Consider the following 25229-nt stretch of genomic DNA (forward strand, 5'->3'; position numbering starts at 1 on the left):
GTGCTCAGACCGGTCGACGTCGAAGTCGACAGGCTCGCCACGCTGCTGTTCGTCGTGCTGAGGCCCGTCGACAGGCTGCCGATGCTGCTGGTCGCCGTGCTCAGACCGGTCGACGTCGAAGTCGACAGGCTCGCCACGCTGCTGTTCGTCGTGCTGAGGCCCGTCGACAGGCTGCCGATGCTGCTGGTCGCCGTGCTCAGACCGGTCGACGTCGAAGTCGACAGGCTCGCCACGCTGCTGTTCGTCGTGCTGAGGCCCGTCGACAAGCTGCCGATGCTGCTGGTCGCCGTGCTCAGACCGGTCGACGTGGAAGTCGACAAGCTCGCGACACTGCTGTTGGTTGTACTGAGACCAGTCGACAAGCTGCCGATGCTGCTGGTCGCCGTGCTCAGCCCCGTCGACGTGGAAGTCGACAGGCTCGCGACGCTGCTGTTCGTCGTGCTGAGACCCGTCGACAAGCTGCCGATGCTGCTGGTCGCCGTGCTCAGACCGGTCGACGCGGAAGTCGACAAGCTCGCGACGCTGCTGTTCGTAGTGCTGAGGCCCGTAGACAGGCTACCAATGCTGCTGGTCGCAGTGCTCAGGCCAGTGGAAGTCGAAGTCGACAGGCTCGCGACGCTGCTGTTCGTCGTGCTCAGACCGGTAGACAGGCTGTTGATGGCGCTGGTCGAGGAACTGAGAGTCGTCGAGAGGCTTGCGACGGTGCTGTTGGTCGTGCTCAGGCCTGTCGACAGGCTGCCGATGCTGCTCGTCGCCGTGCTCAGCCCGGTCGACGTGGAGGTCGACAGGCTGGCGATGCTGCTGGTGGCCGTGCTCAGGCCGCTGGACAGCGACGCGGTGACCGTCTTCACCTGCGACACGTTGACCGCATCCTGGTCCGCCGTGCCGGGCGCCACGCCGGTGATCACGCGGTTGCCCACGTTCACCTCGCCGGCAGCGGTCTGCTTGCTTGCAAGTCCGAAGGCGTCGTAGTTCGTCATCGCCGCGGCGCTGCGGCTGGCCGTGGAGTTCGCGCCCAGCGCCACGCTGTTGTCGCCATTGGCGACGGCGTTCTGGCCGATGGCCACGCTGTTGGCGCCGATGGCCTGGCTGTCGGCGCCGGTGCTGTTGGCGTGGAAGTACTTCGTGCCCGTGTTGTAGATGGAGCTGACCGTCGAACTCAGGGTGCTCAGGTTGCTGTTGGTCGTGCTCAGGCCGGTCGAGAGGCTGCTGATGCCGGTCGAGGTGGAAGTCGACAGGCTTGCGACGGCGCTGTTCGTCGTGCTGAGGCCAGTCGAGAGGCTGGTGATGCCCGTCGAGGTGGAAGTAGACAGGCTGGCCACTGCGCTGTTCGTGGTGCTGAGGCCCGTCGACAAGCTGCCGATGCTGCTGGTCGCAGTGCTCAGGCCAGTCGACGTCGAAGTCGACAGGCTCGCCACGCTGCTGTTGGTTGTGCTGAGGCCAGTCGACAGGCTGGCGATGCCCGTCGAGGTGGAACTGGACAAGCTTGCAACGGCGCTGTTGGTCGTGCTCAGACCGGTCGACAGGCTGGAGATGCCGGTCGAGGCGGAGCTGGACAAGCTTGCAACGGCGCTGTTGGTAGTGCTCAGGCCAGTCGACAGGCTGGTGATGCCGGTCGAGGCGGAGCTGGACAAGCTCGCGACGGCGCTGTTGGTCGTGCTCAGGCCCGTCGAGAGGCTGTTGATGCGGCTGGTCGCGGTGCTAAGGCCGGTGGAGGTGGAAGTCGAGAGGCTGCCGACGGTGCTGTTGGTGGTGCTCAGACCGGTCGACAAGCTGCTGATGCCCGTCGAGGAGGAAGTCGACAGGCTCGCCACCGCACTGTTCGTGGTGCTCAGGCCGGTGGACAGGCTGGTGATGCCCGTCGAAGTCGAGCTCGAAAGGCTGGAGACTGCACTATTGGTGGTGCTGAGCCCCGTCGACAAGCTGGTGATGCCGGTCGAAGTGGAAGTCGACAGGCTCGCCACGCTGCTGTTCGTCGTGCTCAGCCCGGACGACAGGCTGGAGACGGAACTGCTCGTGGTGCTCAGGCCGGTGGACAGGCTGGCGATACCCGTGGAGGTCGAAGTCGACAGGCTGGAAACAGCACTGTTGGTCGTGCTGAGGCCCGTCGACGTGGAAGTCGACAGGCTCGCGACGCTGCTGTTCGTCGTGCTCAGGCCTGTCGAAAGACTGTTGATGCGGCTGGTCGCGGTGCTCAGGCCGGTGGATGTGGAAGTCGAGAGGCTGCCGACTGTGCTGTTGGTGGTGCTCAGGCCGGTCGACAGGCTGGCGATGCCCGTCGAGGTCGAGGTTGAGAGGCTGGCGATGCTGCTCGCCGTGGTGCTCATGCCGGTGCTGAGCTGGGCGACCGTCACCGCGTCCTGGGCAGCGGCGCCGTCGGCCACGTTGGTGATGCGCCGCAGGGCGGACGATGAGCCCACCGAGACTTCGGAGGCGGGCGCGGCCGCGCCGGTGAGGAAGCCCTTGCCCGCGGGAGCGGCTGTACCGGTCACGCTGCCCGCGCCGAGCGCGACGCTGTTGGCGTAAGCCGCATTGGCTGTTGCGCCGATGGCCGTAGCGTTCGAGCCGGTGCTGGTTGCGCCGTCGCCCTGGGCAATGCCGAAGGTGCCGTTGACCACGGCTCCTCGTCCGAGGGCGATGCCCGAGGTGGCGGCAGACGCCACCGACGACTGCCCGCCGATCGCGATGCCGTCGACGGCGGCCGAGTTGGCGACGCCGCTCAGGTTGCTGCCGACGGCGATCGAGCCCGTGTTCGATGCCACGGTGCCGTTGCCGGCCGCCAGCGAATTCTTGCCGGACGCGACCGCGCTCACGCCGAAAGCCGTGGCGCCGTCCTGGGAGGCGGTCGTGCCGTTGTTGCCGATGGCCAGCGTGTTCTTGCCGCTGGCGGTGGTCTGGCCGCCGACGGCGGTCGAATCCTGGCCGGTGGCCTTGGCACTCGTGCCGAGGGCGGTGGAGTCACCCAGCCCGGCGTTCGTACCGGTGGCCTGCGCGCCCCAGCCGATCGCCAGGTTCGAGGAGCCGGTGGATGCTGCGTTGGCATTCGTGCCGATGGCGATGCCGTTGACGCCCGCCGCGTTGGCGCCGTCACCCATCGCGATCGCGCTCACGCCGGACACGTTGGAGCCGCGTCCGATGGCCACGCCTGACGTGGCTGAGGAGCCGACGAAGGCCTGGCCGCCGATGGCAATGGAATCCGTCGCCGTCGCCTGGGCGCCCTTGGTCGCATTGCTGCCGATGGCGACCGCGCCGTTGCCGGAGGCAGTGGTGGAGTTGGCGACGCTCAAGGGCGTGGTGCCATTCCCGCCCGCGCCGCCGATGGCCACGGAATTGAGCGCGGACGCATTGCTGCCGAAGCCCATCGCGATGCTGGAGATGCCGCTCGCGGTCGATTCGAGGCCATAGGCGCTGCTCCAGGTGCCTGCGGCGTTGCTCAGGAAGCCGAAGGCAGAGGCGCCGTTCGCCCGGCCCTGCGCGAATGCACCGTACACGCTGACACCGGTGGCCCCGTTGCCGGACGCGTTGCACCCGGCCACGACGGAGTAGGTGCCCGAGCCGTCCTGCGCCGGCGCGCCAACCCCTGCACTGCCGTTGGAAGTGCTCCCCGGATTCACGCGCCCCACGGTGCCGCTCGATCCGGTCACACAGGTGCTGTCGGTGTAGATGAGGTTGGCGTAGGCCACCCCGGATGTCCCCTGCAGCGCCGCATAGAGCGAGGCCACGGCCAGAAGACGGAACGTCGAGCGCCGGGCGCTGCTGCTGCGCTTGCCTCTGGCAGAGGTGAGTTCGGACGCCGCCACCCATGCGCCGAGGGCTTCGTTCCAGATGCTTCTGTAGGACTTGTTCATTTACTTTTGGGCTCGCGGTAATCGGATGGACCGGGTTCTATCGACTGAAGACGCGACGCTTCCCACCTCAGGGGCCATCGCTGGAGCACAGGTCTTTGCCGCGCTCATTTACAGGAATGCTGGAATGTACGGAGTTGTTTACATTTCAAACGCGCTGCAGCAATCTTGAAAATGGCCTCTGATGATTTAGTTCACAAAAATTTGAAAAAGCGTCCTGCTTTTTGGGCCATTCGAGCGACAAGAACGCCGCGAAACGGGGTTCCAAATAAAATCAGGAACGATCACAGCTGCAGCATCTGCAAGCAACTTCGCCCATCAGAGAGGCTTTACTCCTCCTTCTCCGCAATACTCTTCGCTCTTCCAGTTTTGCCAAAAAGATCACGCACACATTTAGAATCGTGAAATTAATCACACCACCCTAATTGAAGATTTGTGATCTTTTTCACGCCAATAGCCCATCGAGGCAATTAACAATTGAGAAACAATTCGATGTCCCAAGCATCCAAACTCAGAATTGGGATCACCATCGGCCTCCATCACGAAGCCGAAACGCTCTGGAACAACGGCATCAAGCAGAACGCCGTTTTCCTGGCGGAAGCGCTGAGGCACTGCCCGACGGTGGCTTCGGTAGTCCTCGTCAACACGACGGCGACCCCCATCACCGCGGCCCTGCCCTGGGACCAGGCGCGCTGGCCCACGGTGACCTTCGAGGCAGCCAAGGACAACGTCGACGTGCTGATCGAGCTCGGCGGCCAGATCGACGCTGCACAGACCGACTACCTGAAGCAGCGCGGCGCGCGGCTGGTGTCGTACTGCTGCGGCTTCGAGTACGTGCACGCCATGGAGTCGATGCTGTTCGGCAAGCCGCTGTGGGGCCAGAACCTCTTCGTGAACCAGCGCTACGACGACATCTGGATGGTTCCGCAGGTGGCCAACATCAGCCAGCCGTACTTCGAGGTGCTGCGCCGTACCGATGCGCGCCCGGTGCCTTTCGTCTGGAGTCCGGTGTTCCTGGACGAGCGCACGCGAGCGCTGCCCGATGCGGGCGTCTACCTGCCGAAGACGGGCCCGCGCCGGCTCAGCGTGATGGAGCCGAACATCAACGTCGTGAAGTTCTGCCTCTACCCGGTGCTGATCGCCGAACTGGCCTACCGCTCGCGGCCCGAGGCCATCGCGCTACTGCAGGTCACCAACGCCGAGCGGCTGGCGAAGGAGAACATGGAGTTCATCACGCTGATGAACCAGCTCGACCTGGTTCGCCAGCACAAGGCCGTCTTCCTGGGCCGCCACGAGACGCCCGTGTTCCTCGCGCAGAACACAGACATCGTGATCTCCCATCAGTGGGAGAACCCGCTGAACTACTTCTACCTTGAGACCTGCTGGCAGGGCTATCCGCTGGTGCACAACGCGCACCTGTGCGCGGACCTGGGCTACTACTATCAGGGCAACGACGTGTCCGGCGCCAGCGCGCGCGTGATCGAGGCCATCGACACGCACGACGCGCAGGCCGCTTCGTATCGCGAACGCCAGCGCAGCCTGATCGACCGCTATCTTCCCGGCAACGCCGCGGCAACGGAGGTCTACGACACGCTGCTGCTCGGCCTGATGCGGCGCACTGCCCGATAGCCGGGGCCGCCGCGACCAGACAAGCGAATGGAACCGACATGCTCGACCCCTCCGAACTCCGGCAGTTCTTCCCTTTGATCGTGACGCCGAGCCACGACGGCAAGGTCTTCGTGAACTACCTCAACTCGATGCTGAACTTCGCGGTGCAGGCCGAGCGGGCCGGCATGCGGCTGCAGGTGTTCACGCACCAGGGCGAGAGCCTGGTGACACGCGCGCGGAACAACTGCGTGGCCCGGTTCCTGGCCAACCCGCAGTGGACGCACCTCTTCTGGGTCGATGCCGACATCGGCTTCTCGGCGCAGGCCGCCTTCCGGCTGCTGCTGTCGGGTTACGACGTCGCGGCAGGCGTCTATCCGCTGAAGCGCGAGAACTGGCCCGAAGGCGGCGTGGCGGCGGGCACGACGCAGCAAGAGTTCGAATCCACCTTCACCCGCTATACGGTCAACGCCGAGGCCTCAGAGGCCACCTCGCGGGTCGAGCTCGAGGTGCAGCCCGACGGCTTCATGAAGATGACCGAGGCGCCCACCGGCTTCATGGCGATCAGGCGCTCGGTGTTCGAACGGCTCATGGCGAGCTACCCCGAGCTGAGCTACGTGCCCGACGGCATCGGCGAGGCCGACATGGGCCTGCACTACCGCTTCTTCGACGTCATGGTCGATCCGAGGACGCGGCGCTACCTGTCGGAGGACTACGGCTTCTGCCGCCTCTGGACGGGCCTGGGCGAGTCGATCTACATCGACGCCAACTCCAACCTGTCGCACCAGGGCGCCAAGCTGTATCGCGGCGACTTCGCCAACTCGCTGCTGACTTCGCTGCCGCATGCGGTCGGCGGCCCGGCCGGCGCGGCGATGGTGCTCACGGGGCAGGAGCATCTGCAGCCCAACCAGCCGCCACCCTGAAAAAGAAAAAGCCCCGCCGAAGCGGGGCTCGTTTCATTGGGCGATCCGCAGATCGCCCGGAAAAGCCTGCTCAGGCCGCGACCGTATCCGCCACGCCCTTGTAGTCCTCGATCTTGTCGAAGTTCAGGTACTGGTAGATCTTGTCGCCGTTGCTGTTGATCACACCGATGTCGGCCATGTACTCCTCGCGCGTCGGGATGCGGCCGAGCTTCGAGCAGATGGAGGCCAGCTCAGCCGAACCCAGGTACACGTTGGTGTTCTTGCCCAGGCGGTTCGGGAAGTTGCGGGTGCTGGTCGACATCACGGTGGCGCCTTCGCGCACCTGGGCCTGGTTGCCCATGCACAGCGAGCAGCCCGGCATCTCGGTGCGCGCACCTGCATTGCCGAACACGCCGTAGTGGCCTTCCTCGGTGAGCTGCTGCGCGTCCATCTTGGTCGGCGGGGCGATCCACAGCTTGACCGGGATGTCGCGCTTGCCTTCGAGCAGCTTCGACGCGGCACGGAAGTGGCCGATGTTGGTCATGCACGAGCCGATGAACACTTCGTCGATCTTGGCGCCGGCCACGTCCGACAGCGTCTTCACGTCGTCGGGGTCGTTCGGGCAGGCCACGATGGGCTCGTGGATGTCGGCCAGGTCGATCTCGATGACGGCCGCGTACTCTGCGTCGTCGTCGCCCTTGAGCAGTTGCGGGTCCTTCAGCCAGGCTTCCTGCGCGGCGATGCGGCGCTGCAGCGTACGTGCATCGGCGTAGCCCTCGGCGATCATCCACTTCATCAGCGTGATGTTGCTGTTGATGTACTCGATGATCGGGTCCTTGTTCAGGTGCACCGTGCAGCCGGCGGCCGAGCGTTCGGCCGAGGCGTCGCTCAGCTCGAAGGCCTGTTCCACCTTCAGGTCGGGCAGGCCCTCGATCTCGAGGATGCGGCCCGAGAAGATGTTCTTCTTGCCCTTCTTCTCGACCGTCAGCAGGCCCTGCTTGATGGCGTACAGCGGAATCGCGTTGACCAGGTCGCGCAGCGTGACGCCGGGCTGCATCTTGCCCTTGAAGCGCACGAGCACCGATTCAGGCATGTCCAGCGGCATCACGCCGGTGGCGGCGGCGAAAGCCACGAGGCCGGAGCCGGCCGGGAAGCTGATGCCGATGGGGAAGCGGGTGTGGCTGTCGCCGCCCGTGCCCACGGTGTCGGGCGTCAGCAGGCGGTTGAGCCACGAGTGGATCACGCCGTCGCCCGGGCGCAGCGAGACGCCGCCGCGGGTGCTGATGAATTCGGGCAGCTCGTGGTGCATCTTCACGTCCACCTTCTTCGGATAGGCGGCGGTGTGGCAGAACGACTGCATCACGAGGTCGGCCGAGAAGCCCAGGCAGGCCAGGTCCTTCAGCTCGTCGCGCGTCATCGGGCCGGTGGTGTCCTGCGAGCCGACCGAGGTCATCTTGGGTTCGCAGTACGTGCCCGGGCGCACGCCCTGGCCTTCGGGCAGGCCGCAGGCGCGGCCGACCATCTTCTGTGCGAGCGAGAAGCCCTTCTTGGTGTCGACCGGGCTTTGCGGCAGGCGGAACAGCGTCGAGGCGGGCAGGCCCAGGGCCTCGCGCGCCTTGGCCGTCAGGCCGCGGCCGATGATCAGCGGAATGCGGCCGCCGGCGCGCACTTCGTCGAACAGCACGTCGCTCTTGACCTTGAATTCGGCGATGACCTTGCCGTCCTTCAGCGCCTTGCCTTGGTAGGGGCGCAGTTCGACGACGTCGCCGGTGTCCATCTGGCTCACGTCGAGCTCGATGGGCAGCGCGCCCGCGTCTTCCATGGTGTTGTAGAAGATCGGGGCGATCTTCGTGCCCAGGCACACGCCGCCGAAGCGCTTGTTGGGGATGAAGGGGATGTCCTCGCCGGTGAACCACAGCACCGAGTTGGTGGCGGACTTGCGGCTGGAGCCGGTGCCGACCACGTCACCCACGTAGGCGACCTGGTGGCCCTTTTCCTTCAGCGACTCGATGAACTTGACCGGGCCGCGCTTACCGTCTTCCTCGGGCTGGAACGCAGTGCCTTCACGCTTGTTCTTGAGCATGGCCAGAGCGTGCATCGGGATGTCGGGGCGCGTGGTGGCGTCGGGCGCGGGCGAGAGGTCGTCGGTGTTGGTTTCGCCGGGCACCTTGAAGACCGTGATGGTCAGGCTCTGCGGCACTTCGGGACGGCTGGTGAACCACTCGGCATCGGCCCAGCTCTGCAGCACGCCCTTGGCGTGGGCGTTGCCCCTGTCGGCCTTTTCCTTGACGTCGTGGAACTGGTCGAACATCAGCAGGGTCTTCTTCAGGCCTTCGGCCGCCACGGCGCCGACTTCGGCGTCGTCGAGCAAGTCGATCAGGGGGCTGATGTTGTAGCCGCCGAGCATGGTGCCGAGCAGTTCGGTAGCGCGGGCGCGCGAAATGAACTCGCTCTTCTCGGTGCCGTGGGCCACGGCCGCGAGGTAGCTCGCCTTGACCTTGGCGGCGTCGTCGACGCCAGCGGGCACGCGATGGGTCAGCAGGTCGAGCAGGAAAGCGCCGTCCTTGGCATTCGCGCTCTTGAGGAGCTCGATCGCTTCGGAAGTCTGCTTCGCGCTCAGGGGCAGCGGCGGAATACCGAGCGCGGCGCGTTCGGCAACATGGTCAACGTAGGCTTGCAACATCTTCTTTTCTCCGGAAACTGATCTGGCGGGCGTGCGAGGCGGCTCCAGCGGTCAAAGCAAGAGCCGCGCCGCACGCCGGGTAGGAGCGCTTACTGGCGCTTACTTCTTCTCGCCGTCGGCGCCGTCGAACAGGGCCTTGGGCGGGTTCTTCTTCATTTCTGCAGCGAACGCGATCTGGGCGTCGGTCTGGCATTCGTCGGCGATGCGCAGGCCGGCCTTCTGGTTCATCAGCATCGACTTGTTGCCGAGCTGCAGCCACATGGCGCCGGCGCGCGGGTCTTCGAGGCGGATGGCGCCGGTGCGGCTCTCGACCGGGTGCATGCGGTACTTCTGGCCCTTGGTACTGACGGTGAAGAAGCCGGGCTTCTTCTCGTCAGGCGTGACGGTCACGTCGGCGCCGAGCTCGCACTGGGCCTTGCCGATCGACACGCGCTTGGCGACCTCGAGGTCGGCGTCGGTGAGGACGATGTTGGTGTCGTCGCTGATCGGCGTGACTTCTTCCACCGCCTTGGCGGCCTTGCGGGTGACCTGGCGCTTCGGGGGCGCCTTCTTCGCCGTCTCGGCCTTGGCCGCAGGCTTGGCAGGCGTCGTGCTCTGTGCCACGGCCGCGAGCGGCAGGGCCAGGGCGACAGCGGCGATCAGGGCAATTTTCTTCATGTGTGGGTTTCCTTGAGGCTGGGTTCGAAGGTTTCGTTTCAGGAGGCCGCGAATGCAAACCAGGCTTTCGCCTCGGAGGGCAACGCGCGCCCTGTTGCGTGGGCACGCGTCAGTACCTGCCAGAAGTGGCGGTAGCTCGCGCGGTCGTGCAATGTGCCATCAATTTGTGTCGGAGCCCAATCCGCGGCCGCTGCCTTTACAAGGATTTTTGTGGCAATTTGAATCTGCGACTCGTCGGGAGAGAAGGCTTCCAGGATCGGCCGGATCTGGTTCGGATGGATGCTCCACATGCGCGTGTAGCCGAATTCGGTGGCCGCCCTGCGCGCGGCCGTGCGCATGGCGCCGACGTCGTTGAACTCGGTGACCACGCAGTGCGAGGGCACCTTGCCGTAGGCGTGCGCGGCCGAGGCGATGGCCAGCTTGGCGCGCACCACCAGCGGGTGGCTGAACTGCCCTGCCGCACCCATGCCGTCGGCCGGGATGGCGCCCGCATGCGCCGAGACGAAATCCATGAGCCCGAAGCTCAGCGACTGCACGCGCGGATGGGCAGCGATCTCGAAGGCGTTGTGCACCGCCAGCGGCGATTCGATCAGCACGTGCAGCGGCAGCGCGCCGGCATCGGCCGCGTCGAGGGCCGCGACAGCCTGATGCACGTCGGCCACCGATTCGACCTTGGGCACCATCAGGTGGCTCAGGCGCGAACCGGCGCGGCCGGCGATGGTGACCACGTCGCCCGCGAAGGCCGGATGATCGACGGGATGCACGCGCACGCCGACGCGCATGCCGGGCTTCGCGGCCAGCGCGAGCTCGGTGACGAGCGCTGCGTGCTCGGCCTCCCCGCCCACGGGCGCGCCGTCCTCGCAGTCGAGGGTGACGTCGAACACGCAGGCGCCGAACTCCTCGGCCATCTCGGCCTGGAGCGCGAGGCTCTTCTTCATGCGCGCCTCGACGCCGCTGTAGTGGTCGCAAACAGGCAGCGCCACCGCGCCGGCCTGTGCGCCGAGCAGCACGTCAGCGGGGTGCGCGGCTGTCGTCATGCCTTGTCGCCCTTCTGCGCGACGATGAACATGCGCGGGAAGGCCAGCAGGCGCTTGCCGTCGGTACGCACCGGGTACGCCTCGTCCACGCGCCGCTGGTATTCGGCGAGGTAGCTCGCCTGCAGGTCGGGCGGCAGGCGGTCGACGAAGGGCTTCAGGCCGGTGCCGCGCACCCATTCGACGATGGACGCCGCATCGGCCATGCGGTGCTGGTAGATGGTGTGCCAGACATCGACGTGCGGCGCGAGCGGCGCCAGCAGGTCGTAGTAGCCGCGCAGGTCGAGCAGCAGCGTGCGCAGCCTGTCCGCGTCGCCGATGGGCTCGGCCCAGGGCGCCTCGGCGGCGAGCGCGCGCATCAGGCGGTGCGTCGGCTCCTGGCGGTTGTCGGGCATCTGGATGGCGAGCACGCCACCCGGCGCCAGCGCGTCGAAAAGGCGCGGGATCAGCTTCTCGTGATCGGGCACCCACTGCAGGGACGCGTTGGCATAGATGAGGTCGGGCGCTTCTTCTTTCGATCGCGGCGCCCAGGTCGCGATGTCGCTCAACTCGAAGCGTGCCTGCGTCAGGCGCTCGCGCGCGCTGACCAGCATGGCTTCGGAGTTGTCGGTCCCGGTGACCTGCGCCTTCGGGAACCGGTTGACCAGCAGCTCGGTGGAGTTGCCCGGTCCACAGCCGAGGTCGACCACGCGGGCCGCCTCGGTCAACGGCACCCGCGCGAGGAGTTCCTGCGCGGGACGGGTGCGCTCGTCCTCGTAGCGACGGTAGAGCGCGGGGTTCCAGTCGAGCATGCTGGTCGGGGACTGGCTTGCTTACAGCAGGTGGGCGACGCCGGCCTGCTCGTCCTGCAGTTCCTTCAGCGTCTTGTTGATGCGTTCCTGGCTGAATGCGTCGATCTCCAGGCCTTCGACGATCTTGTACTTGCCGTTCTCGGTGGTGACCGGGAAGCCGAAGATCACGTCCTTCGGAATGCCGTATTCGCCGTTGGAGGGCACGCCCATGGTGACCCACTTGCCGTTGGAGCCCAGGGCCCAGTCGCGCATGTGGTCGATGGCTGCGTTGGCGGCCGAGGCAGCCGACGACAGGCCGCGGGCTTCGATGATGGCGGCGCCGCGCTTGCCCACGGTGGGCAGGAAGGTGTCGGCGTTCCAGACCTGGTCGTTGATCAGGTCCTTGACGCCCTTGCCGCCGACGGTGGCGAAGCGGTAGTCGGCGTACATCGTGGGCGAGTGGTTGCCCCAGACGGTGAGCTTCTCGATGTCGCCCACTGCCGTGCCGGTCTTGGCGGCGATCTGGCTGGCGGCGCGGTTGTGGTCCAGGCGCAGCATGGCGGTGAAGTTCTCGCGCGGCAGGCTGGGCGCGCTCTTCATGGCGATGTAGGCATTGGTGTTGGCGGGGTTGCCGACCACGAGCACCTTGACGTTGCGGCTGGCGACCTGGTCGAGGGCCTTGCCCTGGGCCGTGAAGATCTGGGCGTTGGCGGCCAGCAGGTCGGCGCGCTCCATGCCGGGGCCACGGGGACGGGCACCGACCAGCAGGGCGTAGTCGGCGTCCTTGAAGGCCACCAGCGGGTCGCCGGTGGGGATCACGCCGGCCAGCAGCGGGAAGGCGCAGTCTTCGAGCTCCATGATCACGCCCTTGAGCGCCTTCTGGGCCTTCTCGTCGGGGATCTCGAGCAGTTGCAGGATGACCGGCTGGTCTTTGCCGAGCATTTCACCGGAGGCGATACGGAACAGCAGGGCGTAACCGATTTGACCGGCGGCACCGGTGACGGCAACGCGGACGGGCTTTTTGCTCATGGGAAGACTCCAGAAGGTAATGAAACGGTGTCGGCGCTCTCGTGGGGCGCCAGGGGTTCTGCGGGATGAAACACCTTCCCGCAGCGCGAGACCGGCAGCATTTTAAGCCGATTCGATGAGCCCCGTCTTATGTCTTATATAAGATATCCTCTCGGGGTCCGCCAAGGCGCACCCCACAGCTGCCATGAACACGCCCACCCCTTTCGACGAGCCCGCGACGCCGTCCTTCAGTCCGCTCTACCAGCAGATCAAGACCCTGATCCTGCAGAGCCTGCAGGCGGGCGAGTGGAAGCCGGGCGAACCCATCCCCAGCGAGATGGACCTGGCCGTGCGCTACCGCGTGAGCCAGGGCACGGTGCGCAAGGCCATCGACGAGCTCGCGGCCGAGAATCTGGTGGTGCGCCGCCAGGGCAAGGGCACCTTCGTCGCCACGCATGCCGAGCAGCATGTGCAGTACCGCTTCCTCAAGCTCGTGCCCGACGAGGGCGACCCGAGCACCGAGGGCCCGGCCGTTCGCACCATCGTCGACTGCAAGCGCCTGCGCGCATCGGCCGACGTGGCGCGCGCCCTCGGCCTGCGCACCGCCGACGCCGTGCTGCAGGTGCGCCGCGTGCTCGCCTACGGCGGCGTCCCCACCATCCTCGAAGACCTCTGGCTGCCGGGCGCCCCCTTCAAGGGCCTCACCGCCGAGCGTCTGCGCGCGTGGCCCGGCCCGATGTACGCGCTCTTCGAAACGGAATTCGGCGTGCGCATGGTTCGCGCCGAAGAAAAGATCCGCGCCGTGCTGCCCGATGCCGAACAGGCCGCGCTGCTCGACGTGCCTCCGCAGATGCCCCTTCTGAGCGTGGAACGCGTGGCACACACCTACCATGACACCCCGATGGAACTGCGCCGCGGTCTCTATCGCACCGACACGCACCACTACAGGAACCAGCTGGGCTGATCCCGATGCAGATGAACGCCGAACACAGGTGCGCCAGCGCACGCATGCAACGTGAGCATTGCGCTACGAAGTCAATAGCATCCGACTGCAACGGTGCACTGACTCGCATGCGTCCGCAGCGTGATGGTGCATTGCAATAGAATTTTGCGTTGTTTGCACTTCCCCATAAGAAACAAAAGCGTTCGCTCTCAGAACAAGCAACAAGCCAACAAGTCACAAAAGCCACGAAAGCCCATCCCCCAATGACAGAGCTTGCAACTCCTCCCCGGCCCAAGCGTCGCGAATTCCGCAACATCAACGCCTTCACCGACCTCACCACCTACCGGCTGCCGCCGGCGGGCATCGTGTCGATCCTGCACCGCGTCAGCGGCGTGCTGATGTTCCTGCTGATGCCGTTCATCATCTGGATGTTCGACACCTCGCTGTCCTCCGACTATTCGTTCGCCCGCTTCAAGGCCGCCTTCAACAGCGGCCTTGGTTTCGTTCCGGGGTGGTTCTTCAAGCTCGTCGCGCTCGCGCTGATCTGGGCCTATCTGCACCACTTCATCGCCGGCCTGCGCCACCTCTGGATGGACGTGAGCCACTCCGCGGTGAACAAGGAATTCGGCAACACCTCGGCCATCGCCACGCTGGCACTGAGCATCCTGCTCACTGTCGTGCTCGGCGCCAAGCTGTTCGGCCTGTACTGAGAAGGAGCCAACCATGTCTGTGAACTACGGCTCCAAGCGCGTCGTCGTCGGCGCCCACTACGGTCTGCGCGACTGGCTCAGCCAGCGCATCACGGGTTGCCTGATGGCGCTCTTCACGATCGTGCTGCTCGCGCAGCTGATCTTCACCCGCGGCCCCATCGGCTACGACCTGTGGGCCGGCATCTTCGCCGCGCAGTGGATGAAGGTCCTGACCTTCTCCGTGATCGTCGCCCTGCTCTACCACGTCTGGGTCGGCATGCGCGACGTGTGGATGGACTACATCCAGCCCGTCGCCATCCGTCTCGTGCTGCAAGTTTTCACCATCGTCTGGCTTGTCGGTTGTGCGGGTTGGGCCATTCAAGTGCTTTGGAAGATCTGACCCACCATGACCTACACAAAAGAAAAAATCACCAAGCGCAAGTTCGACGTCGTGATCGTCGGTGCCGGCGGCTCCGGCATGCGCGCCTCGCTGCAACTCGCACGTGCCGGCCTCAACGTGGCCGTGCTCTCCAAGGTGTTCCCGACCCGCTCGCACACCGTCGCCGCGCAAGGCGGCGTGGGCGCGTCGCTCGGCAACATGAGCGAGGACAACTGGCACTACCACTTCTACGACACGATCAAGGGCTCCGACTGGCTCGGTGACCAGGACGCGATCGAGTTCATGTGCCGCGAAGCACCGAAGGTCGTGTACGAGCTCGAGCACTTCGGCATGCCCTTCGACCGCAACCCCGACGGCACGATCTACCAGCGTCCGTTCGGCGGCCACACCGCCAACTACGGCGAGAAGCCCGTGCAGCGCGCCTGCGCCGCGGCCGACCGCACCGGCCACGCGATGCTGCACACGCTCTACCAGAAGAACGTCGAGGCACGCACCCAGTTCTTCGTCGAATGGATGGCGCTCGACCTCATCCGCGACGAGGAAGGCGACGTGGTCGGCGTGACCGCCCTCGAAATGGAAACCGGCGACCTGCACATCCTGCAGGCCAAGACCGTGCTGCTGGCCACCGGCGGCGCCGGCCGCATCTTCCAGGCTTCGACCAACGCCTTCATCAACACCGGCGACGGCCTCGGCATGGCCGCGCGCTCGGGCATTCCGCTGCAGGACATGGAGTTCTGGCAGTTCCACCCGACCGGCGTGGCCGGCGCGGGCGTGCTGCTGACCGAAGGCTGCCGCGGCGAAGGCGCGATCCTGCTGAACAGCAACGGCGAACGCTTCATGGAGCGGTATGCGCCCACGCTGAAGGACCTGGCGCCGCGCGACTTCGTCTCGCGCTCGATGGACCAGGAAATCAAGGAAGGCCGCGGCTGCGGTCCCAACAAGGACTACGTGCTGCTCAAGCTCGACCACCTTGGTGCGGAAACCATCCACAAGCGCCTGCCCTCGGTGTACGAGATCGGCGTCAACTTCGCCAACGTCGACATCACCAAGGAACCCATTCCGGTCGTGCCGACCATCCACTACCAGATGGGCGGCATCCCGACCAACATCCACGGCCAGGTCGTGGTGCAGAAGGGCGAGGACAACAGCGCCGTGGTGAACGGCCTGTACGCTGTGGGCGAATGCTCCTGCGTGAGCGTGCACGGCGCCAACCGCCTGGGCACGAACTCGCTGCTCGACCTGCTGGTGTTCGGCCGCGCCGCCGGCAACCACATCGTCGAGTTCAACGACAAGCTCAAGGAACACAAGCCCCTGCCCAACGACGCGGCCGACCGCACGCTGGAGCGCCTGAACCGCCTCGAAGCCTCCACCGGCGGCGAGTACGCCCAGGACGTGGCCGGCGAGATCCGCGCCGTCATGCAGCAGCACGCGGCCGTGTTCCGCAAGCAGGCCTCGATGGACGAAGGCGTGGTCAAGATCGCCGCCGTGCGCGAGCGCGTCAAGGCCATCGGCCTGAAGGACAAGTCGAAGGTGTTCAACACCGCCCGCATCGAGGCGCTGGAAGTAGACAACCTGATCGAAGTGGCGCAGGCCACCATGGTCTCGGCTGCCGCCCGCAAGGAATGCCGCGGCGCCCACACGGTGGAAGACTACGAGCGCCCGGCCGACGATCCGGTCGCGCCGCTGGGCCGCGACGACGCCAACTGGATGAAGCACACCCTCTGGTACAGCGCCGACAACCGCCTCTCGTACAAGCCGGTCAAGCTGCAGCCGCTCACCGTGGCCTCGGTTCCGCCGAAGGTCCGCACGTTCTAAGCGAGCGGCTCACAGTCAGCTCACACAAAGCATTCACAAGGTCACTACGATGAAGCGCACATTCCAGATCTACCGCTACGACCCGGACAAGGACGCCAAGCCCTACATGCAGACGGTCGAGATCGAACTCGACGGCCACGAGCGCATGCTGCTCGACGCGCTCATGAAGCTCAAGGCGCAAGACCCGAGCCTGTCGTTCCGCCGCTCGTGCCGCGAAGGCGTCTGCGGCTCCGACGCGATGAACATCAACGGCAAGAACGGTCTGGCCTGCCTGACCAACATGAACACGCTCAAGGGCACCGTGGTGCTCAAGCCGCTGCCGGGCCTGCCCGTCATCCGCGACCTGATCGTGGACATGACCCAGTTCTTCAAGCAGTACAACTCGATCAAGCCCTACCTGCAGAACGACACCGTGCCGCCCGAGAAGGAGCGCCTGCAGTCGCCCGAGGAGCGCGAGGAACTCAACGGCCTGTACGAGTGCATCCTGTGCGCGAGCTGCTCCACGAGCTGCCCGAGCTTCTGGTGGAACCCCGACAAGTTCGTGGGTCCCGCCGGCCTGCTGCAGGCCTACCGCTTCATCGCCGACAGCCGCGACCAGGCCACCGCCGAGCGCCTGGACAACCTGGAAGACCCGTACCGCCTCTTCCGCTGCCACACGATCATGAACTGCGTGGACGTGTGCCCCAAGAGCCTGAACCCCACCAAGGCCATCGGCAAGATCAAGGAATTGATGGTGCGCCGCGCCATCTGAGCCCCGCGGTCCAGCAGTTCTTCAGAAAGTCCCTATGCAATCCGCCGTCGACTCCCAGGAGCTGCTCAGCGAACGCGCGCTGAGCAAACTCAAATGGCGCTGCCGGCGCGGGCTGCTCGAGAACGACCTGTTCATCGCCCGCTTCTTCGAGCGGCACGAATCCCGCATGACCGTGGGTCAGGCGGGAGCGATGGAGACATTGATGGACCTGTCGGACAACGATCTCCTCGACCTCCTTCTGCGCAGAAAGGAGCCCGAGCCCGAATGGGCCGGGGCCGAGGTGGTCGCCTTGCTGCAGCTCATGCGCACCGACGGCGCGCAGCGCCCTGCAATTTCTCCTTCGCCCTGAATCCACCTCTGAAAGTAAACCGAAATGAAAGCATCCGATACCAAGGCCACGCTGTCGTTCAGCAACGGCGGCGACAGCGTCGAACTGCCGATCTACAAGGGCACCGTTGGCCCCGACGTGATCGACATCCGCAAGCTGTATGCGCAGACCGGCATGTTCACGTACGACCCGGGCTTCATGTCGACCGCCGCCTGCCAGTCGGCCATCACGTACATCGATGGCGACAAGGGCGAGCTGCTGTACCGCGGCTACCCCATCGAGCAGCTCGCGACCAACTGCGACTTCCTCGAGACCTGCCACCTGCTGCTGTACGGTGAACTGCCGGACGCTGCCAAGAAGGCCACCTTCACGAAGCTCGTGACGAACCACACGATGGTCAACGAGCAGATGCAGTTCTTCCTGCGCGGCTTCCGCCGCGACGCGCACCCGATGGCCATCATGACCGGCCTGGTGGGCGCCCTGTCGGCCTTCTATCACGACAGCACGGACATCAACAATCCCGAGCACCGCGAGATCGCTGCGATCCGCCTGATCGCGAAGATGCCCACGCTCGTGGCCATGGCCTACAAGTACACGATCGGCCAGCCGTACATGTACCCGAAGAACGAACTCAGCTATGCAGGCAACTTCCTGCACATGATGTTCGCCACGCCGTGCGAGGAGTACAAGGTGAACCCGGTGCTCGAGCGCGCGCTCGACCGCATCTTCATCCTGCACGCCGACCACGAGCAGAACGCCTCGACCTCGACGGTGCGCCTGTGCGGCTCGTCGGGCACGAACCCCTTCGCGGCCATCGCGGCCGGCGTGGCCTGCCTCTGGGGCCCTGCCCACGGCGGTGCCAACGAAGCGGCGCTGAACATGCTCTACGACATCCAGAAGGAAGGTGGCGTTGAGAAGATCGGCGAGTTCATCAAGAAGGTCAAGGACAAGAACTCGAACGTCAAGCTGATGGGCTTCGGCCACCGCGTGTACAAGAACTACGACCCGCGCGCCAAGCTGATGCAGGAAACCTGCAACGAAGTGCTGACCGAGCTGGGCCTGGAAAAGGACCCGCTGTTCGCACTGGCCAAGCAGCTCGAGAAGATCGCCCTGGAAGACGAGTACTTCGTGTCGCGCAAGCTGTACCCGAACGTCGACTTCTACTCGGGCATCGTGCAGCGCGCCATCGGCATCCCGGTGCCGCTGTTCACCGCGATCTTCGCGCTGGCCCGCACGGTCGGCTGGATCGCCCAGCTGAACGAAATGATCGGCGACCCCGAGTACAAGATCGGCCGCCCGCGCCAGCTGTTCGAAGGCTCGCCCAAGCGCGACGTGAAGCCGATCTCGGCTCGCTGATCCGCCATCCGGGCCGTCCGGCCCGGCCATGAAAGAAGCTGCCTTCGGGCAGCTTTTTTTTGGCCTGTAAATTGCGGTCTCCTTCCTTGCTTCCTGTTGGTTCGACGAAAAAGGAGAAAACAGATGGCAGCTTCCAGACGGATAGTCGGTTTGTCTTCAAGTGCGGCCTGCATGGCCCTCGCCGCGTCCGCCCTGCTCGGCTGCGCGAGCGATGCGACCCGCTCCACGCCGCCTTCAGCGACGCAAGGCGCGCCGCAGCAACAGGTGGCCGTGAAGGTCCTCATCATCAGCATGTTCAAGCCCGAGGCGCAGGTGTGGCTCGAGCCGCTGAAGCTGAACCGGGAGATCAAGGTGCCCGGACTGTCCGCCGATGACCCGGCGGTACGCTGCAACGCAGACGGGGTGTGCCAGGTCACCACCGGCATGGGGCACACGAACGCGGCCGCCTCGATCACCGCGCTGGTGTTCAGCGGAAAGTTCGACCTCTCGAAAACCTACTTCCTGGTGGCGGGCATCGCCGGCGTCGACCCCAATGTCTCCACCATCGGCTCGGCCACCTGGGCCCGGTATCTCGTCGACTTCGGCATCGCGCACGAGATCGACGCCCGCGAGATGCCGCCGACCTGGCGCTCCGGCTACTTCGGCATCGGCGCCAGGGATCCGGACTCCAAGCCGAAGTTCGAGTACCGCACCGAGGTCTTCCGCCTCGACGAGAAGCTGCTGCAGAAGGCGCTGAAGCTGTCGGCCAACGCGCCGCTGGCCGACAGCGACAAGGCGCGCGCCTATCGCGCAAGCTATCCGCAGCCGTCGGCCAGGGCACGCCCCTCGGTCCTGCAGTGCGACACCGCGGCCGGTGACACCTACTGGCACGGCAAGTACCTGGGCGAGACGGCCACGCGCTGGGTTTCGCTGGTGACCGACGGACAGGGCAGGTACTGCACTACCCAGCAGGAAGACAACGCCACCTACGAGGCATTGAAGCGGGGCGCCAGCGCCGGCCTGCTGGACCTGAAGCGCGTGGCCGTGCTGCGGACCGCCTCGAACTTCGACCGGCCCCATCCGGGGCAGACCGCCTACGCCTCGCTGTCGGCAGAGTCGGGCGGGTTTCCGATCTCGACCGCCAACCTGCTGGTCGCGGGCCGTCCCCTGGTCGATGCCATCGTCGGCAACTGGGGCGCCTGGAGCGCCGGGGTTCCTGCGGACTGATCGCAGTCCGTCACCACTTCACGCGCACGCCCACCGACCCGTTGATCGAGCCCTTGACCCTGGCGTCGCCGCCCGATGACCACAGTTTGCCGATCTCGCCGTAGAGGCTGGTCGAGGAGCCCAAGGCAAGCGTGAAGCCGCCCGCGAGCTCGGTGCTCGTGCCGCCGGTCGGCGCTGCGATGTCGGTCGTGGTCGCACCGTTCACGAAACGGGCGATGTCCGCGCCGCTCGATGTCCGGTAGACGTTGAAGCGGCCATACGGCTGCAGCGTGCCGAGCCCCGTGGCGATCTCGCCCTTGACCCGCACGCCCGCGCGCGCGATCCAGCCGCTGTCGGCCTGCGGCTGGACGATGGCGCCCGCGATCGCGGAGTTGCCCAGGTCCATGTGCTGGTGGATCAGCTGCAGCTGCGGCTCGATGCGCCAGCCGCTGCCGCCCAGCGCGAAGGACTGCCCCACCTCGATGGAGCCCAGCAGGCTGTTGCCCTTGCCGCCCACGCCCAGGCTCGCCAGCGGCTGTACCGTGTAGCGATGGCGGCCCGACTGCACCACGGCGTCGGCGTAGAAGCCGCTGTCGGTGGTGTAGGTGCCGTACACGCCCACGTACTGGCTGCGCAGGTCGTTGCGGCCCACGCCGAGGTTCTGGATGCCGCTTGCGAAGCCGCGCACGCTCGCGTCGCCGTCGAGCTGGCCGACGTAGATGCCTGCGCGCCAGTTCGGCGTGGCCAGCAGGTCGGTGCCGGCCTGGAAGCCGGTGAGGCGGCCCTTGCTGGATGGCGATACCGTGCCGCCCTGCTGGATGTCGATGTCGGTGGAGAGCACGCGGGCCCAGGCGCGGCGATCGGAGCCGGCAGGGTTGGTCGACGTGGTCGCGGTGCCCTTCACGTCATCGTCGCCTACGCGCTTGCGCAGGTCGCCGAGCATCGCGAGGTTGCCCTGGCGCAATTGGCCGGGGAGCGCGGCGTAGAGCGAGGCTTCCGGCCGGTACGTGATCACAGGAGCCGGGGCGCCGGAGGTGGCTGGAGTGCCCGGCGCTGCGGCATTGGTGCTGGAGCGCAGGTACCAGTTCTCGCCCGCGCCGTTGGCATCGGCCGCGTACAGCCGGTACTCGTAGGCGCCGGCATCGACGTGGCCGCCGGCCAGCGAGAAGGCATCCTTCGTCGTCTGCGCGGTGGTGGTGGCGCCGTTGATCGCACTGACGACCTCGATGCCGTTGCCGGTGGTCAGCGCGCCCAGGCCGCCGAGATTGGCGATCTGCACGCTGGTCTTGCCGCTGGCGGTGCCGCCATCGATCACCAGGCGGTCCGATGGGCCGGTGCCGGTGAGCGCCGTTCCCAGCCTGAGCACGCCGTTGTTGCCCACGTAGTTGCCGCGCACGGTCAACGTCGTGCCGGCCGTCGCGCCCGCCAGCGAAACGGTGCCGCTGTTGGCGAGCGAGGCCACTGTCTGGCTGAAGCCCGCAAGGTCGAGCGTGGCGCCGGCTGCCACGCTGTGCGCCGAGGCCGCGCTGAGGGTGTTGGCCGCCCCGGCCTTCAACGTGCCCTGCGCCACGTTCGTGGCGCCCGTGTAGGTATTGGCGCCCGACAGCGTGAGCGTGCCAGAGCCTTCCTTCGTGATGAACCCGCCGCCGGAGATCGCGCCACTGAGGGTGCCCGAGAACGCACCCGTGTCGATGATCGGATCCAGTTGTCCCGTCAGCCGGATCGCGTTCGCGATGGTCAGGCCGTCCGCGCTGAAGCCCAGGGTCGTGTCGTCGTCCATCGACAGCGTGCCGGTGCCCAGCGCCTGGTTGCTGCCGACATTCAGGCGGCCCTGGCGCAGCACGGTGCCGCCGGTGTGGGTGTTGGCGCCAGAGAGCGTCAGCGTGCCCGTTCCCACCTTCACCAGCGAACCTCCCGTGCCGGAGATGACGCCGGAGATTTCCGTGTCGGCGTTCAGCCCGCCGGTGGTCAGAGTCTTCGCGCCGAGGAGCACCTGCCCCGCCCCGCCCAGCGAGCCGATCGACGTGCCGGCGGCCGCGAGTTCGCTGATGCGCACGGTGCCGCCCTTGCCGTTCACGATGGTGGCCTGCCCCGCAGTCACGCTGCCGATGAAGTCGATGAGGCCGTCGGCACGGTTGGACAGCGTCACCGCACCCATGTCGGCCTTGCCGCTGAACAGCAAGGCCGCGCCGTTGGCGACCGAGACCGGCCCCTGGCCGAGCGCGCCGGTGACGCTGGCGTTGAGCGTGCCGGCTTCGACCGACGTGCCGCCGCTGTAGGTGTTGGCCGAGGCGAGAACCAGTTCGCCGTCGCCGATCTTGCGCAGGCTTCCCGTGCCGCTCATGCTGCCGGCGTAGGTGCCGCTGCCGCCGGCCTTCGTCTGTTCGAAGACCACCGTCGCATCGTTCACGATGTCGCCCTGGAGGCTGGTGGCGTTGCCCTGCAGCACGCCGGCCTTCACGGAGGTGCCGCCGGTGTAGCTGTTGGCGCCGGTGAGCACGAGGGTGCCCGTGCCCTGCTGCACCAGCACCCCCTTGCCTGCGATGGCGCCGGCGAAAGCCACCGTGTCGGCGCGGTCGAAGGCGAGCGCGCCGTCGTTGGTCACGTTGCCGACGAGCACGCCGGCGGTGCCGCCGTTGCCGACCTGCAGGCGCGTGCCGCTGGCGATCGCGATGGACTCGCCCTTGCTGCCCGTGGCGCTGATCGAGCCGGTCACCAGCACGCCCGGCGCCACGTCCAGCGCCACGCTCGACGCAGCGACGTTGCCCACGACCTGCAGCGCCTGCATGTTCCTGAGGCTGAAGGCGCCAGCGGCGGTGAAGTCTCCCAGCGCCGCGATCTGGTTGGAGAGGTTCATCGACACGTCGCCACCGGCATTGCCCGTCAGGGTGCCGGCGGTCACGGTGCCCGCGGTCTGCAGCACGCTGGCGTCGCTTGCCAGGGTCAGCGTGCCCTTGGTGCGCACGTCGGCCTGAAGCATCACGCCCTTGCTGCCGGTGATGGAGACGGTGCCCCCGCTCAGGGCGTGATCGACGTTGAGAGCGCCGCCGCTGGAGGCCAGCGTCAGCGCCGCCGTGCCGGTGTCGATCGCCGTGCCCAGCGTCAGGACGCCGCCGGCCACCAGGCCGACCGCGCCGTTGACCCCATTGGTCAGCGAGACCACCGAGAGGTCGCCGCCGGAGGTCATGGAAATGCTCTGCCCGGCGAGCGAGACATCGCCCCTGAAGTCGTTGCCCGCGTTGTTCAGCGCGATGCTCCCGACACCCGCGTCGACGGACATGGCGCCCGTCACCGAAAGCGCGCTGGTCTGCGTCACCGCGCCGCCGTTGCTGCGGGCATCGATGGACGATGCCGAACTGCCGCCCTGGAACAGGAGGTCGCCATGGCTCGTGACGGTGAGCGCGCCGGTGGCCAGCGTGCCCAGCGTGAGGGCGTTCTTGTCGTTGATCTGCACGGTCGCGCCACCCAGGCTGACGGCGCCGCTGAAATCGTTGCCGGCATTGGTCAGCGTGATGTCGCCCGTGGCGGCCTGCACGTCGAGCGCGCCGCTGCCGGTGAAGACGCCGCTCATCGACACGGCGCCCTTGCTCGCGATGTTGCCGTTTCCGAGCAGCGTCACGTCGCGCCCGCTCGTGAAGGCGGCGGTGGTTTGCAGCGTGCCGCCGCGGTTGAAGCTCAAAGCGCCCGTCGCTGCGCCGAGCGCCGAGTCGCTGGCGACGCGCAGTGTTCCGCCATCGATCAGCGTGCCGCCCTGGTAGCTGTTGACGGCCGTGAGCTCGAGCGTGCCGCTGCCGATCTGATGCACCTGCCCGCTGCCGGCGATGACGCCTCCGAAGGTGACGGAGTCCGACCGGTTGAATGCCAGCGTGCCGTCGTTGCCGACATTCCCGACGATGCTGCCGGCCGTGCCGCCCGCGCCGATCTGCAAGGTGCCGGCGCTGATCGCGGTGCCGCCGGTGTAGGTGTTGGTGCCGGTCATCACCGTGGTGCCTGCGCCCGACTGCGAAACGCCGCCGGCGCCCGTGATGGCGTATCCGGCCGTGAGTTGCGTACCGGCGCCAGGCTTGAAGTCGACCAGGCCGTTGCCGTTGACCGTGACGCCGTTCGCCACGCTCATGCTTCCGGCCGTGAAGGTCAGCGTACCGCTGCCGGCCGCGCCGCCGAGGCCGCGCGTGGCGGCGCCCGATCCATTGCCGCCGGCGCTGCCGCCGACGACGATGCTGTCCGCGACGAGGTTGCCGCCGGCGACGGTCAGGCGGCCGCTGCCGCCGGCACCGCCGTCGCCGCCGTTCGCATTGCCGCTGCCGCCGCCTCCGCCGCCGCCCGAACCACCGACGACGACCGCGCCGGTCACGGTCGTGGTCCCTGCTGAAATGCTGAGTGCGCCAGCGCCGCCGCTCGAGCCGCTGCCGCCTGCAGCCGTGCCGCTGGCGCCGGCGCCGCCTCCGCCGCTGCCGCCGATGCCCAGCAAGCCATTCACGGACCTGTCGGTCGCGAAGGTCGCGCTCGTGAGTCCGCCGGAGATCGAGCCTTCGGCGATGCCGCTCAGGGCACTGCCGCCCGGCTTGGGGCCGAAGGGACCTTGGGCTCCCTGGACGCCGTCGGTGCCTGCCCCGCCGCCGAGGTTGCCGGCGCCGCCGAGACCCGCGTTGTCAGAGCCGCCGTCGCCACCCCTTGCGGGGCCACCGGCACCGCCGCTGTTGGACCCGTAGGTGAAGCCAGCACCGCCGCCGCCTGCGCCGTAGCCGCCGCCGCCGCCGCCGGCAAGAGCGCCTCCGCTGCCGCCCCCTCCTCCGCCGCCGATCCCGCCGGCGCCCCCGTTGCCGCCGATACCCACGCCCACTCCGCCCTCGCCGGCAGTGCCGACAAGCACGCTCTGCGCGAAGGCAGGAACGAATGGCGCCGCACCGAGCATTACCACGACGCTCATCAGCGCGCTGAGGCGGAACAGCCGGCGCACCGGGTCGCCGGATTCGACGCCGCTACGGGCCTTCGCCACACTGCGCGAGGCGACGTGGGACCTGGAGATTTCGGCTACGGCGACCCAGGCTCCCAACGCCTCATTCCACAGGCTGCGAAAACAGATATTCATCAGAATTTAGTTCTAAGTTAACAATTTGCCCGGCGATGATACGCGCGGTAACACTTCTGAAACATCCCCCGAACGAGCGATTGAGGGCGGCGCCGATCTGTCGGGGGGCGAACCGCCCATCTCAGCCGGGCAGCTGACCCATCTCCCTTTGCGAAGGGATGAGCGT

Annotated in this window: 18 protein-coding genes; 10 read left to right on the forward strand and 8 right to left on the reverse strand. The window is 66.8% G+C overall.

Features of this window, described 5'->3' with window-relative positions:
• A partial coding sequence (locus tag G369_RS37530) for an ESPR-type extended signal peptide-containing protein (RefSeq protein WP_279615603.1) occupies positions 1-3848 on the reverse strand: 3848 nt, incomplete at its 3' end.
• A gap of 408 nt (positions 3849-4256) precedes the next feature.
• The gene (locus G369_RS39400) at positions 4257-4457 is read right to left on the reverse strand and encodes a hypothetical protein (RefSeq protein ID WP_244164319.1); all 201 of its coding nucleotides are present in this window, start codon (positions 4455-4457) and stop codon (positions 4257-4259) included.
• On the opposite strand from G369_RS39400, the gene G369_RS0111105 reads away from it, so the two are divergent.
• Both G369_RS0111105 and G369_RS0111110 read left to right on the forward strand, forming a co-directional pair.
• Positions 4374-5474: a DUF2827 domain-containing protein gene (locus G369_RS0111105; protein WP_244164316.1), complete on the forward strand. Its 1101-nt coding sequence runs from the start codon at positions 4374-4376 to the stop codon at positions 5472-5474. The two genes, G369_RS39400 and G369_RS0111105, sit on opposite strands and share 84 nt — an antisense overlap.
• A gap of 38 nt (positions 5475-5512) precedes the next feature.
• On the forward strand, positions 5513-6373 hold the full coding sequence (locus tag G369_RS0111110) for a hypothetical protein (protein WP_019654072.1): 861 nt from the start codon (positions 5513-5515) through the stop codon (positions 6371-6373).
• A gap of 70 nt (positions 6374-6443) precedes the next feature.
• On the opposite strand, the gene G369_RS0111115 is transcribed toward G369_RS0111110, so the two are convergent.
• From G369_RS0111115 to G369_RS0111135, 5 genes are all read right to left on the reverse strand, one after another.
• Positions 6444-9035, reverse strand: a complete 2592-nt coding sequence (locus G369_RS0111115) for a bifunctional aconitate hydratase 2/2-methylisocitrate dehydratase (RefSeq protein WP_019654073.1) — start codon at positions 9033-9035, stop codon at positions 6444-6446.
• Between the two features lie 99 nt (positions 9036-9134).
• Complete coding sequence (locus G369_RS0111120; RefSeq protein WP_019654074.1) at positions 9135-9692, reverse strand: hypothetical protein; 558 nt, start codon at positions 9690-9692, stop codon at positions 9135-9137.
• A gap of 38 nt (positions 9693-9730) precedes the next feature.
• On the reverse strand, positions 9731-10729 hold the full coding sequence (locus tag G369_RS0111125; protein ID WP_019654075.1) for an HpcH/HpaI aldolase/citrate lyase family protein: 999 nt from the start codon (positions 10727-10729) through the stop codon (positions 9731-9733).
• On the reverse strand, positions 10726-11517 hold the full coding sequence (tam, locus tag G369_RS0111130; protein WP_019654076.1) for a trans-aconitate 2-methyltransferase: 792 nt from the start codon (positions 11515-11517) through the stop codon (positions 10726-10728). Before tam ends, G369_RS0111125 begins: the two co-directional genes overlap by 4 nt.
• A gap of 21 nt (positions 11518-11538) precedes the next feature.
• Positions 11539-12525 carry a malate dehydrogenase gene (locus tag G369_RS0111135; RefSeq protein WP_019654077.1) on the reverse strand — a complete coding sequence of 329 codons (987 nt, stop codon included), beginning with the start codon at positions 12523-12525 and terminating at the stop codon, positions 11539-11541.
• Positions 12526-12709: 184 nt separating this feature from the next.
• On the opposite strand from G369_RS0111135, the gene G369_RS0111140 reads away from it, so the two are divergent.
• The 8 genes from G369_RS0111140 (at position 12710) to G369_RS0111175 (ending at position 19992) form a co-directional block, all read left to right on the forward strand.
• On the forward strand, positions 12710-13468 hold the full coding sequence (locus G369_RS0111140; RefSeq protein ID WP_019654078.1) for a GntR family transcriptional regulator: 759 nt from the start codon (positions 12710-12712) through the stop codon (positions 13466-13468).
• Between the two features lie 242 nt (positions 13469-13710).
• A complete protein-coding gene (gene sdhC / locus G369_RS0111145) occupies positions 13711-14157 on the forward strand; it encodes a succinate dehydrogenase, cytochrome b556 subunit (RefSeq protein ID WP_019654079.1) in 447 nt (148 codons plus the stop codon).
• Between the two features lie 13 nt (positions 14158-14170).
• Positions 14171-14536, forward strand: coding sequence for a succinate dehydrogenase, hydrophobic membrane anchor protein (gene sdhD, locus G369_RS0111150; protein ID WP_019654080.1), 366 nt, complete (start codon positions 14171-14173; stop codon positions 14534-14536).
• Positions 14537-14542: 6 nt separating this feature from the next.
• Positions 14543-16351: a succinate dehydrogenase flavoprotein subunit gene (sdhA, locus tag G369_RS0111155; protein WP_019654081.1), complete on the forward strand. Its 1809-nt coding sequence runs from the start codon at positions 14543-14545 to the stop codon at positions 16349-16351.
• A 49-nt stretch (positions 16352-16400) separates the two neighbouring features.
• Positions 16401-17102 carry a succinate dehydrogenase iron-sulfur subunit gene (locus G369_RS0111160; protein WP_019654082.1) on the forward strand — a complete coding sequence of 234 codons (702 nt, stop codon included), beginning with the start codon at positions 16401-16403 and terminating at the stop codon, positions 17100-17102.
• Positions 17103-17136: 34 nt separating this feature from the next.
• A complete protein-coding gene (locus G369_RS0111165) occupies positions 17137-17451 on the forward strand; it encodes an FAD assembly factor SdhE (protein WP_019654083.1) in 315 nt (104 codons plus the stop codon).
• 24 nt (positions 17452-17475) lie between these two features.
• A complete protein-coding gene (locus G369_RS0111170) occupies positions 17476-18786 on the forward strand; it encodes a citrate synthase (RefSeq protein ID WP_019654084.1) in 1311 nt (436 codons plus the stop codon).
• Between the two features lie 171 nt (positions 18787-18957).
• Complete coding sequence (locus tag G369_RS0111175; RefSeq protein WP_019654085.1) at positions 18958-19992, forward strand: purine-nucleoside phosphorylase; 1035 nt, start codon at positions 18958-18960, stop codon at positions 19990-19992.
• 10 nt (positions 19993-20002) lie between these two features.
• Here the strand turns inward: G369_RS0111175 and G369_RS38545 are convergent, their stop codons facing one another.
• Positions 20003-25063 (reverse strand): autotransporter outer membrane beta-barrel domain-containing protein, encoded by a 5061-nt coding sequence (locus G369_RS38545; protein ID WP_080647830.1) that lies wholly within the window; start codon positions 25061-25063, stop codon positions 20003-20005.
• Between the last annotated feature and the right edge of the window lie 166 nt (positions 25064-25229).

Origin of the sequence: Variovorax atrisoli 110B (assembly GCF_000382045.1) — a bacterium.
Classification (GTDB): domain Bacteria; phylum Pseudomonadota; class Gammaproteobacteria; order Burkholderiales; family Burkholderiaceae_C; genus Variovorax; species Variovorax atrisoli.

Bases quoted from the DNA above. Each gene is read 5' to 3' on its own strand.
- G369_RS0111110 (WP_019654072.1), top strand. From the start codon at position 5,513: ATGCTCGACCCCTCCGAACTCCGGCAGTTCTTCCCTTTGATCGTGACG.
- G369_RS0111115 (WP_019654073.1), bottom strand. From the start codon at position 9,035: ATGTTGCAAGCCTACGTTGACCATGTTGCCGAACGCGCCGCGCTCGGT.
- G369_RS0111120 (WP_019654074.1), bottom strand. From the start codon at position 9,692: ATGAAGAAAATTGCCCTGATCGCCGCTGTCGCCCTGGCCCTGCCGCTC.
- G369_RS0111125 (WP_019654075.1), bottom strand. From the start codon at position 10,729: ATGACGACAGCCGCGCACCCCGCTGACGTGCTGCTCGGCGCACAGGCC.
- tam (WP_019654076.1), bottom strand. From the start codon at position 11,517: ATGCTCGACTGGAACCCCGCGCTCTACCGTCGCTACGAGGACGAGCGC.
- G369_RS0111135 (WP_019654077.1), bottom strand. From the start codon at position 12,525: ATGAGCAAAAAGCCCGTCCGCGTTGCCGTCACCGGTGCCGCCGGTCAA.
- G369_RS0111140 (WP_019654078.1), top strand. From the start codon at position 12,710: ATGAACACGCCCACCCCTTTCGACGAGCCCGCGACGCCGTCCTTCAGT.
- sdhC (WP_019654079.1), top strand. From the start codon at position 13,711: ATGACAGAGCTTGCAACTCCTCCCCGGCCCAAGCGTCGCGAATTCCGC.
- sdhD (WP_019654080.1), top strand. From the start codon at position 14,171: ATGTCTGTGAACTACGGCTCCAAGCGCGTCGTCGTCGGCGCCCACTAC.
- sdhA (WP_019654081.1), top strand. From the start codon at position 14,543: ATGACCTACACAAAAGAAAAAATCACCAAGCGCAAGTTCGACGTCGTG.
- G369_RS0111160 (WP_019654082.1), top strand. From the start codon at position 16,401: ATGAAGCGCACATTCCAGATCTACCGCTACGACCCGGACAAGGACGCC.
- G369_RS0111165 (WP_019654083.1), top strand. From the start codon at position 17,137: ATGCAATCCGCCGTCGACTCCCAGGAGCTGCTCAGCGAACGCGCGCTG.
- G369_RS0111170 (WP_019654084.1), top strand. From the start codon at position 17,476: ATGAAAGCATCCGATACCAAGGCCACGCTGTCGTTCAGCAACGGCGGC.
- G369_RS0111175 (WP_019654085.1), top strand. From the start codon at position 18,958: ATGGCCCTCGCCGCGTCCGCCCTGCTCGGCTGCGCGAGCGATGCGACC.
- G369_RS38545 (WP_080647830.1), bottom strand. From the start codon at position 25,063: ATGAATATCTGTTTTCGCAGCCTGTGGAATGAGGCGTTGGGAGCCTGG.